Source organism: Tunturiibacter gelidiferens (genome assembly GCF_051013345.1).
Classification (GTDB): domain Bacteria; phylum Acidobacteriota; class Terriglobia; order Terriglobales; family Acidobacteriaceae; genus Edaphobacter; species Edaphobacter gelidiferens_A.
On the sequence record NZ_CP132939.1, the window covers coordinates 6,543,751 to 6,558,007 of the forward strand.

Consider the following 14,257-nt stretch of genomic DNA (forward strand, 5'->3'; position numbering starts at 1 on the left):
CGGGGGCGGGCCGGGTCGGAGGAGGTCCGGCGGGGTTGGCCGTCACTGGTTATTGTAAACGGGCTGCCAAAGGGTGGCGTGAGTTGATGGTGGAGATCGGCAACGGAAGGGAGACAGGTATTGCTCTCCCAGGAGTGACACCAATTCGCCTTGCGTGATCAGTTCCGACAAATGCGGTTCTCGTCACTTAACTCCCGGATCGTCGGCACCCCTTCTCCAATCCGGTCCCGATAAACGTCCGGATTGCCCGTCACCAGTAAACGGCTGTGATAGAGATCACTTCGAAGAAATATTAATTAGCCATCGTTCGAGAAGATCGATCAATTCCTGCAGTGGTCTGATCCACGTGTCTGCGTTGGTCTCACGATAGGTATCTCTCACGAGCACCGTAAGTCCATGTCCGTTTAGAACACAGAAAGCGTCTTCATCCGTCAGGTCGTCACCCATATATGCGACAGGCGCGCGCGGCTCGAGGTCCGCAAGGATCGACGTGACTGCATCGCCCTTGTCAGGATGCGAGACACGTAGCTCCAGTCCCGCTTCAAATTGGAGCAGCTTGAGTCGCGATTGCTCGGCTATCTTAGTCCAGCCATCGAGAGTGAGTGATTGCACGCTCTTCGCTTCTGCAGGGGATAGTCCTCGCCAGTGGATAGCGATGCCACCGAGTTTGACCTCCGCTCTGGACAACAGTCCTGCCGTGACGATCCACTCCTGCGCCTTTGCTAGGGCCACAGCGTCTTCCTCGTTGATCGGGATGCAACTATAACTTCCATTGCTCAAGTGGCGCTCCAGGCCATGTGTCCCCCACATTTCGAGGTTGTTCATCGGAGCGAGGAGTGCGCGCAGCTCCACGATGGGCCGCCCCGAGATGATGATGACCTTTGTCCTGCCGGACTGGGCGATTTTCTCCAAAATCGAAATGGCTCCGGGATAAGGGAAGGCTCGGTTGCGGTCGACGTGGAACGGCGCCAGGGTGCCGTCATAGTCCAGCAGCAGCGCCGATGACGGGGCTGTCTTGAGCCGTTGCAGAAAAGCATCGAGCAAACTTGTCGTCACGCTGTCGCGCAAGCTATTTCTCCGCCTTCGCCCTGCGTATGACAGAGACATTTGAGTATCCCTTCTTCAGACGCAGTTCACAGAGCTCGCCGATGAGAGTGCCCGCCCACCAATAGATGTTTCTTTCCCTGACGGATCGTCTCATTCGCCTCATTCGATCGACCATCTCGCTCACATTCATCTCGAGCGCCTGCGCAATTGCCTCGGCCGTCGACTCGATGTCGTACGGATTCACGATGAGGGCGTCATGCAGCTCTCTCGCGGCGCCAGTGAAGCGACTCAGGATTAATACGCCACGCTCGTCCTGTCGCGCTGCAACGTACTCTTTTGACACAAGGTTCATGCCGTCATGCAGGGATGTGACCATGCACAGATGAGCGGCTCGATAGTACCGCTGTACCTCCTCATGCGTGTGCTCTCGATTCAGAAAGACGATAGCTTTCCACTTTCCCCGTTTGAAGCGGTTATTGATCCTTTCGGCCTCAGACTTAACCTCGGCCTGAAAGTCGGCATAGCGCTTGATACGGCTGCGGGTCGGCGCACCAATCTGAATGAAGGTGAATTTGCCCTGATACTTTGGATAGCGTTCGAGAAACGACTCAACAGCCTGGAATCGTTCGAGTATCCCTTTGGTATAGTCCACGCGGTCGACGCCTACGCCGAGGTATGTCGCCTCGAGACCCAGCTCCTGAAGCAGTGCACTACGTTCCTCCTCAGCAGTCATCCCTGTCCGGTCCAGGGAACGATCGTCAACGAGTTCAACACTGATCGGGAATGGGAGGATGGAGGATCGATGTTGGTTGCGCTCGATAGAGAAGTGTTCCCAGTCAACTTTCGCCTCGAGTACGTTGTGCACTGTATTCAGGAAATTGTTGCAATGGGCCTGGGTGTGAAAGCCAATCAGGTCGGCTCCCAGCAAACCGTCGAGCAGCTCGCGTTGCCACGGACAGATGCTGAATGACTCGGCATTCGGCCACGGAATGTGCCAGAAGATAGCGACTCTTGCGTGGGGCAGCCGGTCCTTGAGCAGGCGCGGTAAGAGGGCGAAGTGGTAATCCTGGATCAGCACCACAGGATGTTCCTCGCCCGCTATCTCTTCCGCTACTGCATCGGCGAACTTCTCGTTGACCTTGTTGTAGTACTCCCAGTCTGATGTGCGAAAGGTCGGACGCGTATGAGCGATGTGGCAGAGTGGCCACAGGCCTTCGTTCGAGAATCCGTTGTAGTAGCCATCTTCTTCCTCCCCGCTGAGCCAGACCCGACGAAGCGTATAGCGTGGATCGTCTGGCGGGACCTGGAGGCGGTCATGTGTGTCAACGGTATCTGCGTCCGCATTGCCGCTTCCATGAGCCACCCAGGTTCCGTGGCACGCTCGAAGGATCGGTTCAATTGCCGTGACCAGACCACTGGCCGGGACCGTGACTTTTACCTTCTTGTCCTGCCGCACGTGCCGGTAGGGTTCGCGATTCGAGACCACAAAAAGATTGCTGCCGTTTAACCTGTTGCGCACATGATCGGCGAGCCGCTGGGCGGTCCACTGAGATTCGTTGATGTTGCGCAATCTGGCTTCTGCCTCGGCCGCTGCACGTGCCTGCCGCATGCTCTCCGCCAGCGGCGCCAACTCATTCGCGAAAGGTGAAAGAAAATTCAGATCTTCTGCCGGAGGTTGAACGGCATGTCGTCCTGTACGAAGTGCCTTCATCCACTGTGCCATGCGCGCAATCGGGCCAGTCAGGCTCCAGCGCAGAACCAACAGAGTGATAATCGCGATCACCAGTACCTGGACCGCAATACGAAGGAAGAATCGGCTCCAGGCACGAAAGATCTCGATTCGTATGTACGTCGCGTCATGAACGACGATCACTTCCCCGATTACTTTATTGTCCGGCGCGCGTATGGGAGCGACCAGCATGTGGATCCGCTTCGAGCGCGATCGTACAAATTCACTTACAGTGCGATTGCCGTGAAGTGCGTCCGTCATGAACTTCGGCGCGCCCGATATGAGAGAACCCAGGTCTGGGGTTAGGACCAGCGGAACGCCGTCGCTGCCATAGATGCCAATACCCAGCAGATGGTCGTGGTTGGTGGAGCGCCGTACCATCAGTTCCAGCCTGGCAGTGTCTCCGGCCTGCAGGGGGCCTCTGTACCTGCGGCTAAGCTTTGGCCGAGTGTCTCAGCTTTGCTTTCGAGATCCCGGCGCAACGCATCCTTTGTCGTCCTCACTTCGTACCAGGACGAAGCCAGCGAAACTAAAGTCACGCCAATGATCAACGCAACTATCAATCGTAAGCTTAGGATCTTCACAAGACGGCGCGCCAGTCTTTCTGCAGAAAACTAAGAAACCAAATGTCGCAGAATCGGCGGGGAGCCTTTAAGGTAGCCGCCGTAAATCTCTCTACCTGCCCTGCAGTCGCCAGTCAGGGAGCCCGTAGATCAACCCATCTGAATCATTATCGCTTATCCAAAGAAGTCTGCGGGCGTTGTGCTTCGCACGTTCTCAGTACGGCCTCCATTACTTCACGCGGGTACCTTTCCGCAAAGGGCATTCAAGAGAAGGATTTACCTGCACCATACCACTTGAATCGCAGACGCTTACAAAGATTGCCGTCCTGTGGAGAGGAGGCCGTACGCGAAGTGGCGCATCCGGCAGGCCGATTCGAGATACCACCGATAACTCCCGGTTGGTCGGCTAACAAGAAGTTGAGGTCGCTTCCGAATAGACCATCAGTCGGGGGAAACGTGAAACCCTCTTCTGGGACCGGAGGCTGGAACCAGCGAGCTATAGCTGAGAACTCTTCTTCTGATGTAGTCGCAAAAGAGTTCTTCTGGCTTTGTTTCGTTCCGGATTTTTAGCCGTGCCAAACACTCATCTTCAGGAACGTCCAAGTAGTGCAATCATGTTTCACTTGCGCTTCTTCAAAGAGCGAACGGACCCACTTCCGTTGCGCTTGGGTATTTCCACCGAAGTCGAGAACCACGGACGTTCCGGCTCTCAGTATTTGAATCACGAGTGGCCCGACCACATACCTTTTAACCCAAGTAGGAACGGGAACGCGCACCACCTCAGTCGAGTGTCCATCTCTGAATACTGTTTCGTTTTCCGCAATCCTCGTCCGGGAGAGCCTGCCATCGAAGGATGTCGTACCATTGCTATCCGAACTGGAGTCCGCTGCATTGACAAGAATAACTACTTTTCCGGCTGTTATCTGGCTGCTCGCGGCGGTTCTCACGGGTGCCTTTCTCTGGCAGATGCTCGCGGTCACCAACCGGGAAGTCATTACCAACGATGAAGGGTTTCACACCTATGCAGGGTATCGCTACTGGCAATGCGCCGATTTTGGAGTGAATCCAGAGCACCCTCCCCTTGCGAAGATGATGGCCGGCTTGGGGCTTCGAATCGCGAAGATCCCGGCTCCGAGTGGACCTTGTCCGGTAGTCTCCACCGCTAAGGGTTCAGGGTATGCAGATTCAGCCGAGTGGCTTTACGGCTCCACTGGTCCGAGTGCGGCCGCGAAGATCGATCGAGTAATTCCACTCGCGCGTCGCGGGATGGTGACATTTGCGTTGCTTCTGGCGCTGACAGCCTTCTTCTTCACCCGAAGAATGTTCGGTGACCCCAGCGCTCTGGTAAGCCTCGCGCTCATCGCTTTCGAGCCGACCCTCATAGCACACGGCTCGCTCGTCACCACGGACATGGCGCTTTCAGCAACGAGCCTTCTCGCGGTGGCGTCATTTTTCCTGTTTCATCGGCGGCGCACCCTTCAGGGACTTCTTCTTGCAGGTCTTTCCTGTGGCTTGGCGCTCTCCGTAAAGCACTCTGGCGTTCTGATCGTCCCGACACTCCTACTCTTGGCGATCGCGGAGCTCACGTTTGATTGGAACAGCGGTGAGCAGTCGCGAACCAGCAAAGTATTGAAGGAAGCATCGGCCGTCCTTTTCATTCTTTTCTTAGGCTTCGGGGTTCTTTGGGCAACGTATCACTTTCGCTATGCGGCCAGACCAGATGGGGCCCAGATGACCACGTCCCTGAACGACTTCATCGCCGACACACGAGCTAAGGAAAATCACAGCGTCATCCTCAAGACCATCCCATTTCTTGCGCATCACCATCTACTCCCAGAGGCGTATCTCTACGGCTTGGTTGATGTCCTCAGCATTTCCGACCCTGGCCAATCTGCATTTCTGTTCGGGCATCTGTATCCCCACGGTGTCCCCCAGTACTTCCCCTCCGTCATCCTGATCAAAACCACGCTTGGAATGATCGGCCTCGCTCTCCTTTCTCTTCTTGCGTTCAGAAAACACAGCTTCGACATACGGCCCTTCTACTTTTTGGCTCCCAGCTTAGTGTGGCTACTTGCGGGCATGGTCAGCACACTGAACATCGGATATCGCCACATCCTACCTGTGATCGCACCTCTCTGTTGCCTCATAGGGGCGGCGATCGTCCATCTTTGGCGAACAACAAACGGGCGTTTCGTTCGTTCCGCTATCGCAGTATTGTTAGTGGCGCATGTCGCTTCATCGCTTGCTGCATTTCCAAATGAGCTCGCTTATGGCAACGAAATCTTTGGAGGAGTTTCAAACAACCACAATCTACTCACGGATTCAAACAACGATTGGGGGCAGGCTCTCCCGCAGGTCGCGACGTGGTTGAAAGACAATCGAGTCACCGATTGCTCGTTCGCCTACGACGGCTTCGCAAGGCCAAACCATTCAGGTATCGGTTGTAATCGCATCATCGCCAACCTTTTCGAGCTAAATGGAGATAAGGGCGAAGCCCAGTTGTCCGGGGTCCAGTCCGGAACCTTCATTATCAGCGGGCTTAGCTGGTCCGGCATCGAGTGGGAGCGTCCTGATCTGAACCCGTACGAGGTGTTTCAGAAAGCCAAGCCGCGCGCCGTCATTGGCGGGGCGGACATGGTTTACACCGGGACATTTGATATGAGCAGAGTGATCGCCATCAACCAACTCGCTGAAGCGATGAGCCTGAATGGCGAGAAACAGTTTTCTCAGGCACTCGGACCAGCTAGAGCCGCAGCGCATGAGATGCCCACTAGCGCTTTTGCACACCTGACGCTTGCAAATGCGTTGGCTGGAGTCGGCCTGAATGATCAGGCCCATCAGGAATACCAGCAAGCCGAGACAATCGCGGCTTCCCAACCGGAATGGTATTTCCTTCAGAGAGCCGAGATTCGTGCCGGCCTCGCGACTACTGCCCATGCCTCGCACTAATCGCGGAATGAGTTTACCGACTCGGCTTGGCGCGAGAGCGTTCCATATGTCTTCAAAGTTCCTAAAACCGTCCGTCATGTAATTAACAGCTTCGGGTGCGCGTACCGATAAGTCAGCTTAGCGAAAGTGATGGGCAACCGTGCTGACGGCACAGGTCCGGAAAACGGGTTTGAGAAACTTGGATCTGAACTTGCCGCAAAGCCGACTTTCTGGGAGGTCGATCGTCCTGCATTGCTAACGCATTGATGACACGACGGCATTGATCTGTGCCTGCGATATCACGGGCTTCTTCTGCTTGGAGGGCGTGACCAGTATGCGGTAGTGGTGATCTGACGGATCGAATAGATCAAGCTGGACGATGTAAGGCTCAACAGTCGGACTTCCAAACTGAAATCCCCGTAGTTCCCCAGACGCGAGTTTGTAAATCTCATGTGCATCGCGCAAGTCTCCCGATTTATCAACGAGGAGGATGGCATTTCGGGTGTTCTGCTTTCGCGTACTCCACCAGGCTATCTGATTCGGCGTAGTCTCCACCTCTGCTGCCATCAGTTCATAGTTCGACCTGAGCGCCCGTGCTCCGAAGATTTCCTCCATCATCTTCCTTTGACTGAGCGAAGCTCCGCGCATGATCTTAGCGCTGTCAGTTTGAGTTGCTGGGTTGAAGACGAGCAGTCCTCCTCCGTCTCGGAAGGTCACCACTGCAGCGGTACCTTTTGCCGACCGGTCTTGATCAACATCTTTCCATGGGACTTGAAATGAAAAGCCGAAGCGAGCTACTCGAACACCATCTAACTTCACGATGGATGTATCCGGAACTGGTTGTGGAATCACCGAAAGATTTGGATGAGCGTCAGCGGTGATGCGTGCGAAGTGCCATGACACAAGACTGAGAGCTTCTGTGTAGACACCCCACCCGATGCCAAGGCAGATCAGCACGCCTGCAGCCTCTCGGCCCCAATTTCTTCTTACTTCTTCTTGCAAACGAGTACCCCCGAAAAGTGTATAGCCGAGGCTGGTCCCTGAAAACGGGGTTTTCACCAAGTTCGACGCACCGAACCTTTTGGCCAGGTGAACTTGCCGGAAACCGGGGCGGTCTCAACCGGTCGGTGCAACACCATTTGATATGAATTCATTTTCTAAAGGTGGTGTTTATGGCACAAGGAAAACGGAACAGGCTTTCCACTGAGCAGCGGATCGACATGTGGCGCCGTTGGAAGTCGGGCGAGTCGTTGCATGAGATTGGGCGCGCCTTCGGTAAGGGGCATGGTTCCATTCGGTTCCTGTTGACGCAGCGCGGAGGTATCGTTCCTGCTGCTCGTCGGCGCTCACCGCGAACGCTGACGCTGGCCGAGCGGGAAGACATCTCACGAGGGATTGCTAATGGGATGGTCCGCCGCCATTACCCAGCAAGCAGTTGGGATATAAGAGGCACACGGAGGAGGCGTCCCATGGAACTACACACGATTGGCATTGACCTCGGCAAGACGGTATTTCATCTTGTTGGCCTTAACCTGCGCGGCGAGGTTGTGGTGCGCAAGAAGTTTTCCCGCAAGCAACTACTGCACTTCACCGCGAACCTACGAGTGGAACGAATCGGCATGGAAGCCTGCGGTGGTTCCCATTTTCTAGGCCGCGCCTTACGAGAGCAGGGGCATGAAGTTCGGCTAATCCCGGCGCAGTATGTGAAGCCGTACGTGAAGACGAACAAGAGCGACTATATCGATGCCGAGGCGATTGCCGAGGCAGTGGGTCGACCCAGGATGCGGTTCGTGCCGATCAAGACCGATGATCAGTTGGATCTTCAGTCCCTGCATCGGGTGCGGGAGCGATGGGTGATGCGTCGCACGGCAGTCGTCAATCAGATTCGCGGCTTGCTGCTGGAACGCGGGATCACGGTGCGGAAGGGACGGTGCCATCTGGATGCCATGTTGCCAGGACTCCTGGAAGACGCCTCGATGAAGCTGTCGGGCTCAGTGCGGTTGCTGTTGGCTCAACTGAAGCTGGAATTGGATCAGTTAGCTATACGGCTGGAAGAGGCCGAGGTGCTGGTTGAGAAGACTGCGCAGGAGAGCGAAGTCTGCCGACGTCTCGATGCGATTCCCGGTATCGGCCCGCTTACAGCAACGGCGCTCATCGCAGCCATTGGCAACGGGGCAGCTTTTCGCAAGGGTCGTGAGTTCGCAGCCTGGGTTGGATTAGTTCCGCGCGAGCACTCAACTGGCGGCAAGCAAAAGCTACTCGGTATTAGCAAGCGCGGGAACTCCTATTTGCGACGGTTGTTTGTACAAGGGGCACGAGCAGTCCTGCAGTTTCGAGACAAGCAGTCTCCTGGCCTGAGTGCGTGGTTGGCACAGCTTACTTCGCGCACTCACTACAACGTCGCAGGTGTCGCTTTGGCGAACAAGCTGGCGCGCATGGCGTGGGCCGTGCTTGCGAAGGGCGAAGTCTATCGGCCTCCTTTGCTTGCCGGCAGCGGTTCAGCTCCTCTGGCCTGCAGATGACGCCCGGCTAAACCTGGCTTGGAAATCGCGTATGCGATTCCCACAACCCCAGCCCAGCTACTACTACGCACTTATATTTTCCTGCCAGGTCTGCTGGCGAACAATGAGATGGCACAACGGTCGAACCCGGCGCTCTAAAAACCCGTAACCGGAAGAAGCCCTTCAAGGCTGCATTACTAATGGGGACAAGAGCGCAGCGCATTCCATCCTGGCCAGGAGCTACTGCTCCAACGAAGGCCGCATACATTTGCGCAGACCAACCTGTCACTCTCACTTTTCACTTGCGACAAGGCGGCGGACCATACATTCCGGTTCGTCGATTCGGGAGATAGCCAACGGGTTGCAACGGGCTGTGTCGACAGTGAGCCGGGAGGTGTCGCGTCACGGTGGCCGGCCACTCTATCGAGCCAGTGAAGCCGATCGTCAGGCCTGGGAGTCGGCTCTGCGACCCAAGGTGTGTCTTCTTGCGAACCATGAGACATTGCGGACGATCGTGGCCAGTAAACTGATCCTGGACTGGTCGCCGGAACAGATTTCGAAATGGCTGAAGGTCCACTATTCCAGCAACGAGAGCATGCGTGTGTCCCACGAAACCATCTACCGCAGCTTATTCATCCAGGCCCGCGGAGTGCTGAAAAAAGAGCTGGTTGAGCACCTCAGGTCCAAGCGGCTTATACGTCGCTCACGGCACTCGCGGGCTGCGGGACAGTATCGAGGTCAGATCGTCGATGCCATCTCTATTAGCCAAAGACCTGCCGAGGTTGAAGACCGCGCTATTCCCGGTCATTGGGAGGGCGATCTGCTCGCAGGCAGCAAAAACAGTCATATCGCAACCCTGGTGGAACGACATTCGCGTTTTACCATGCTCATCAAAGTGCCCAGCAAAGACACAACGACGGTCGTCGCCGCGCTGAGCAAGCACGTGCTCAAACTGCCCTCCACCCTGCGGCGCTCCTTGACCTGGGACCGAGGCCACGAGATGGCCAAACACAAGAGCTTCACGGTGGACACGAATGTAAAGGTCTACTTCTGTGATCCGCAGAGCCCTTGGCAGCGCGGCACCAATGAAAATACCAACGGACTATTAAGACAGTACTTCCCCAAGAAGACCGACTTGTCCGTCCACTCTCAAGCCGATCTCAACAAGGTAGCCCTGCGCCTCAATCAACGCCCGCGACAAACTTTGGGCTTTGAAACTCCGGCGAGTAAACTGCAAGCCAGGGTTGCACCGACCGGTTGAGACCGCCTGACTTTGCAGGCAGTTCAGATACCGAAACTGCCGACGACTGGAAGCGAGCTAATCTAGTAGCCTGCGTTTTGACCATAGCGGCGTCTGCAATAGGCGTAGGTACTTTCACTGCTATCACTGGTTCAAGTCATCGGAGTCGGGCTTTCTCGTCTTCGCTGGAACGAGCTCCAAATCCTGTCCCGTCAAATTGCTGTCGGTTACGATCACAGCCAGCGTGCCATCCTGATAGCTGTGCACCGAGGCGTCTGAGGCAACCTTGAGCGGCCCTGCGGGCTGATTTCTCGAAGGCTCCGCATCCGTCGCGTTGGTCACCAGAAGGTTGTAGGTACCCGGAGGGACGAATGTCACGGTGAAGTTCCCGTTAGCGTCGACAGTGGTATAGCGCGAAAAATCTTTATCCTGGGCCGCCTCGATCTTCACTGTTGCCGAGTTGATGCCGTGGTGGTCTTCGATTGAGGCTACTCGCCCGCTCACCGTATGCATGTCGCTGAGATTGATGGTTAACTCCAAATCGTTGCGGTCTTCTGCCGTATGCAGGGTGACTGACTTCGCGTCGGCCAGATGAAACGCGGCGGGCGCAAAGACAGTCAGCGGCGAGTCCGACTCCATCCCTTTCAGGTTCATCACACCCTTCTGTATCGCGATCCGTGAATTTGTCTGTAGCGTTCCTTTCACGAAATATTCGCCCGATAGCATACCCGCAATCCGGAAGTGTCCGAGGTCGTCGGTGACTGCGAGCAGCCCCTCTAGGCTGCCGCTAAACGAAATCATTTCGAACTGCGGCGGAAGCTCTTGATTCTTCGCCTTCGCTGGGACGATGGAGACGAGCACCCGCGCAGCTGGGCTGCTGTCATCCCACATCACCCTGCCTGAGAGAGCAGCGCCGCGCTCAACGGTCAAGTTCGCCTGCACAGGCCGTTCCGAGACAACATGCACAACAGTGATCCCGGGCATAGGCTTGCGTAAATCTGCGCCAGCCTCGTACGCAGCCAGTAGGATATTCTTCGGCTGCACGTATCCCGGCACGGAGGCGAGCACGTAGTAGTCTCCTGGAGCGACTCCACCTGCGGAAAAATTTCCATCGACGTCTGTTTGTGACTGCACCATACTAGTGGCGCCCATTGCCTTTTCCGAATCCTTGATCCGGGCGTCCGATGTGGCTCCCGACTTTGGTGCAGGCGTGATCTCTGCAGGAACGCCGAAGAGCACTACCGTCGCGAACCTCGCAGGCCTCTGCGAATCCCCACAGATGACGTGACCCGTCACAGTGCCACCGGTCGCCACCGGCGTGCTCTGTTGTGCGTGTGCGAACGACGATGACCATAGCAGAGCCGCAGCTACGATCCAGGCGAAGCAACCAGCCCAAGGAATCCTCGGAGCGCTCATAGCAAAGTATCAAGTCCTTGCATGCGAAGCGCAAGACGGAAGGTTAAGCGGAGGCGAGTGCAGAATGCTCTCGAGATTCGTGCCGACCAGGTCGGGTTTCTCAGGCTGCATCTGGTCAATCGAAGGCTTTGAATTCGTCGCGCCTGGGTATAGTGCCTCTCCCTTAGTTCCCGGAAAACGCCGGAGTTTTCGCGCAGTTCGGTTCACCTTTCCGGATAGCCGGTTTTACGTCCAAGTGGACTGGATTTGTAAACACTGGCCGACTTGTCGGTCGTGATTGACCCTCCGACAATTGCAGTGGCGATTTTGCACTAGTTCTAGACTCTATGCTCCGGTCGCCAACAACTCCACCCCGCCTTCCAACCTCAACTATTGGTACTGTCCGCAGGGCTAGGACCGATACTCACTCTTGCTACATGGGAAGTTCATCCGGCTTCTCAACTGTTGCTAAATCGCGGAAGCACTCCGTGAGGAATGTCTGCCCCTGCCAATTATGTGGTTGAGGCCTATCTCGCGGAGAACCGGTCTGCAGACGCAGCAGAGTCCGGAAGATTTTCAAATTACGGCCATTACTCGCGATCATCATCGTCATCATCACCCACGGCGGTTATGACGCCAAACAAGCCGTCAGCATACTCCGCGGTATGAGGAGGAAAGGCCGGACCTGCAGTGAAGAAGAGTTGATTGGTTCTGCCGTTTTCGTGCTGATCTGTGCCGAATACCAGCGCCCAAACACCATCGATCTCGATAGGGTCGCCGCGCCTGTTTCGCATCTCGCCGAGGAATGCACCGGTCTTCGGGTCGAAGGCATTAATTCGGCCGCCCTGAACATTGCTAATAAGCAAATCATTACTGAAAATTCCAAAATCATGGGGAGCGAGCACCACACCCCAGGGTGCCTGCAATGGGCCTTCGGAAGAGTTTTCTGCGAAACGTCGATGTAGTATGCCGTCTGTATCAAAAACATCGACTGCCCCGCCCTGATTCTGGCCGAAGCCAGCAAACGGGACATAGAGTTTCCCGCGAACGTTTTGCACGCCGTACACGGCCATTTGGTCAGGAGGGTGCGGATCAGTGAAGGAACCTAGATAGTTGAAGTTGCCGTCGAACATATCAATCTCGTCGTTGTTGATGTCGAGGCTGATACCTCCGTCGGCAGCATAGAGAATCGTCTGTCCTTTGCCGTTTGTGCCAACTGTGAGGCCGTAGTAGGCCGCGGGAAAGCGCCTCTTCGGTTTCGTCTTCGAGAAGTCGACTACGATAACAGCATTGTCGGGGTCGACTGCAGGATTCCAACCGCTGATGGTACCGTCAACGCTGTCGAAGATGAACAGTGCAGGGGCCGACTTGCCGTTTTTTGAAATGACGAACTCGGAGGTCGGATTCGCCATTATGCCCGTAGGCGAACCGATAGCCAGACCCGGCGCAGCAGGAATCGTTACTACCAAGGGGTTCGGTTTGCCATGGCGTCCGTAAATGGTGGACACTCCGGTGCCATTGTCCGCAACCCAGAATGGACCATGAGGAAAGAACGCTAGTCCCCAACCATTGATTAAGTTTGGATCGGTGTGGATTGCATGCCCTTCTGCATTTGAAACCAGGTTCTTCTGTTTGTACTGTGCGTTGGTGGGCTTCGCGCCCACTGTCAGCGTGCCGGTCAAAGCAACCGCCAGAACTAACGAAGTTATGGAGTCTCTCATCGCGCTTTCCTTTCATTTTGGATTTTCACCGCGCGGTCGTTGGAACCGATTCCAACAAAGAGCCTTCCTGAGCGGGCCGTCGGGGTGGAGAGGGCTTGATTACTGCTGCACAATCGCGAGCCCTTTTTGGGAAAGGCCATAGGCGTCGCAGAGGAAGGTACCTATGAAGCTGTTTTTTACTCCCCTGCCGAGACCACCGTCAACGGACAGAAAGGGACGGCGCGCATTTGACCGTTTTCGTCCGGTTTTGGCAGGGATGCCGGAGAATGCCGGGTGCCCCATATCTCGATTCTGAGATGTGGGTGTTATTTAGCGCACCCGGTCTTACAATGGCAACGGGAACGGATATTCGGATCCGGGGGCAATTCGCGTGCCCGTTATTGTGCCATCAAAATGGGTCCCCGGGGTGAGATTGCCGGAGAGGTCATAGTTATCCTGAGTCCAGGTTCCCTTGAACCTCTTACCGTCCCGGCTCACGACGATATGTGCTTTTTCTATGGAAACGCCGATGGCATTCGTCCCGTCGAAGAGAAAGAACGGATGCACAATGTCGTAGCTCCGCGGCCCAACCTGTTTCCACGCACCCATGCAAAAGTTGTTGCCCGCGTTAAATGCACCCACATCGTTTACGAGCTCTGTACCGCCGGCACTGAACTGCTCGAAACCAACATCATTCAGCACTCCGCCTGAGTAGGCGACTATCTTCCAAAAGCCGAGGATACTAACGATCGAATCGTTCTTTTCCTCAGTTCGCGCCTCGGGTGAGCCCGCTCGGTCTGAAAGATCTTCTTCATTCTGTGCGGCCGGCTCTTGAAGGCTCTTCAGTTCCGGAGCCAATGCAGTGCCCTTACGCGCCGAGGCCCCGCATTGGGCTTTCACAGCAGGAACAGCCAGGATCGACAGCGCTATCAACGCTAAACTGACTAGGATTTGTTTCCTGAGTTTTGTGATTCTCATAGTGCCCTCCTTTGAAAATGCCTCTACCCGGTGGCGAGGGACACGGCAACGGATACCCTCGTTTGAAGCTGCTTGTTTGTACTTGGAGATGGAGCCGTCGGCAACGGATAAAAGCGGTCATACCGCGTTTGACCGCTAATGACCGTTCTTGCATGTATACTTTCCCCTGTTCGGGG

Annotated in this window: 8 protein-coding genes and 1 pseudogene; 3 read left to right on the plus strand and 6 right to left on the minus strand. The window is 55.7% G+C overall.

Going from position 1 to position 14,257, the window contains the following annotated elements; genetic code table 11:
• Positions 1-276 precede the first annotated feature (276 nt).
• Together otsB and RBB80_RS33145 are read right to left on the minus strand one after the other, a co-directional pair.
• The gene (otsB, locus tag RBB80_RS33140; protein ID WP_433966307.1) at positions 277-1,068 is read right to left on the minus strand and encodes a trehalose-phosphatase; all 792 of its coding nucleotides are present in this window, start codon (positions 1,066-1,068) and stop codon (positions 277-279) included.
• A 1-nt stretch (position 1,069) separates the two neighbouring features.
• Positions 1,070-3,157 (minus strand): alpha,alpha-trehalose-phosphate synthase (UDP-forming), encoded by a 2,088-nt coding sequence (locus tag RBB80_RS33145; protein WP_433966308.1) that lies wholly within the window; start codon positions 3,155-3,157, stop codon positions 1,070-1,072.
• Between the two features lie 1,073 nt (positions 3,158-4,230).
• Between RBB80_RS33145 and RBB80_RS33150 the strand changes: the two genes are divergently transcribed.
• A complete protein-coding gene (locus RBB80_RS33150) occupies positions 4,231-6,288 on the plus strand; it encodes a phospholipid carrier-dependent glycosyltransferase (RefSeq protein ID WP_433966309.1) in 2,058 nt (685 codons plus the stop codon).
• Positions 6,289-6,522: 234 nt separating this feature from the next.
• Here the strand turns inward: RBB80_RS33150 and RBB80_RS33155 are convergent, their stop codons facing one another.
• Entirely contained in the window at positions 6,523-7,224 is a 702-nt protein-coding gene (locus RBB80_RS33155) for a hypothetical protein (RefSeq protein WP_433966310.1), read from the minus strand.
• A gap of 512 nt (positions 7,225-7,736) precedes the next feature.
• On the opposite strand from RBB80_RS33155, the gene RBB80_RS33160 reads away from it, so the two are divergent.
• Together RBB80_RS33160 and RBB80_RS33165 are read left to right on the plus strand one after the other, a co-directional pair.
• Positions 7,737-8,789, plus strand: a complete 1,053-nt coding sequence (locus RBB80_RS33160; RefSeq protein WP_433968409.1) for an IS110 family transposase — start codon at positions 7,737-7,739, stop codon at positions 8,787-8,789.
• A gap of 295 nt (positions 8,790-9,084) precedes the next feature.
• Positions 9,085-10,029 (plus strand): annotated as a pseudogene (locus tag RBB80_RS33165) (IS30 family transposase); the annotation flags it as partial.
• A gap of 123 nt (positions 10,030-10,152) precedes the next feature.
• On the opposite strand, the gene RBB80_RS33170 reads toward RBB80_RS33165, so the two are convergent.
• The 3 genes from RBB80_RS33170 to RBB80_RS33180 all read right to left on the minus strand — a co-directional run bounded on the left by RBB80_RS33170 (position 10,153) and on the right by RBB80_RS33180 (position 14,081).
• Positions 10,153-11,424, minus strand: coding sequence for a carboxypeptidase regulatory-like domain-containing protein (locus RBB80_RS33170; protein ID WP_433966311.1), 1,272 nt, complete (start codon positions 11,422-11,424; stop codon positions 10,153-10,155).
• 569 nt (positions 11,425-11,993) lie between these two features.
• The gene (locus RBB80_RS33175; RefSeq protein ID WP_433966312.1) at positions 11,994-13,124 is read right to left on the minus strand and encodes a TIGR03118 family protein; all 1,131 of its coding nucleotides are present in this window, start codon (positions 13,122-13,124) and stop codon (positions 11,994-11,996) included.
• A gap of 324 nt (positions 13,125-13,448) precedes the next feature.
• Complete coding sequence (locus tag RBB80_RS33180) at positions 13,449-14,081, minus strand: hypothetical protein (RefSeq protein ID WP_433966313.1); 633 nt, start codon at positions 14,079-14,081, stop codon at positions 13,449-13,451.
• Between the last annotated feature and the right edge of the window lie 176 nt (positions 14,082-14,257).

Excerpts from the sequence above, each read along its gene's own strand:
- RBB80_RS33160 (WP_433968409.1), top strand. The coding sequence starts at position 7,737 with ATGGAACTACACACGATTGGCATTGACCTCGGCAAGACGGTATTTCAT.
- RBB80_RS33145 (WP_433966308.1), bottom strand. The coding sequence starts at position 3,157 with ATGGTACGGCGCTCCACCAACCACGACCATCTGCTGGGTATTGGCATC.
- RBB80_RS33170 (WP_433966311.1), bottom strand. The coding sequence starts at position 11,424 with ATGAGCGCTCCGAGGATTCCTTGGGCTGGTTGCTTCGCCTGGATCGTA.
- RBB80_RS33175 (WP_433966312.1), bottom strand. The coding sequence starts at position 13,124 with ATGAGAGACTCCATAACTTCGTTAGTTCTGGCGGTTGCTTTGACCGGC.
- RBB80_RS33180 (WP_433966313.1), bottom strand. The coding sequence starts at position 14,081 with ATGAGAATCACAAAACTCAGGAAACAAATCCTAGTCAGTTTAGCGTTG.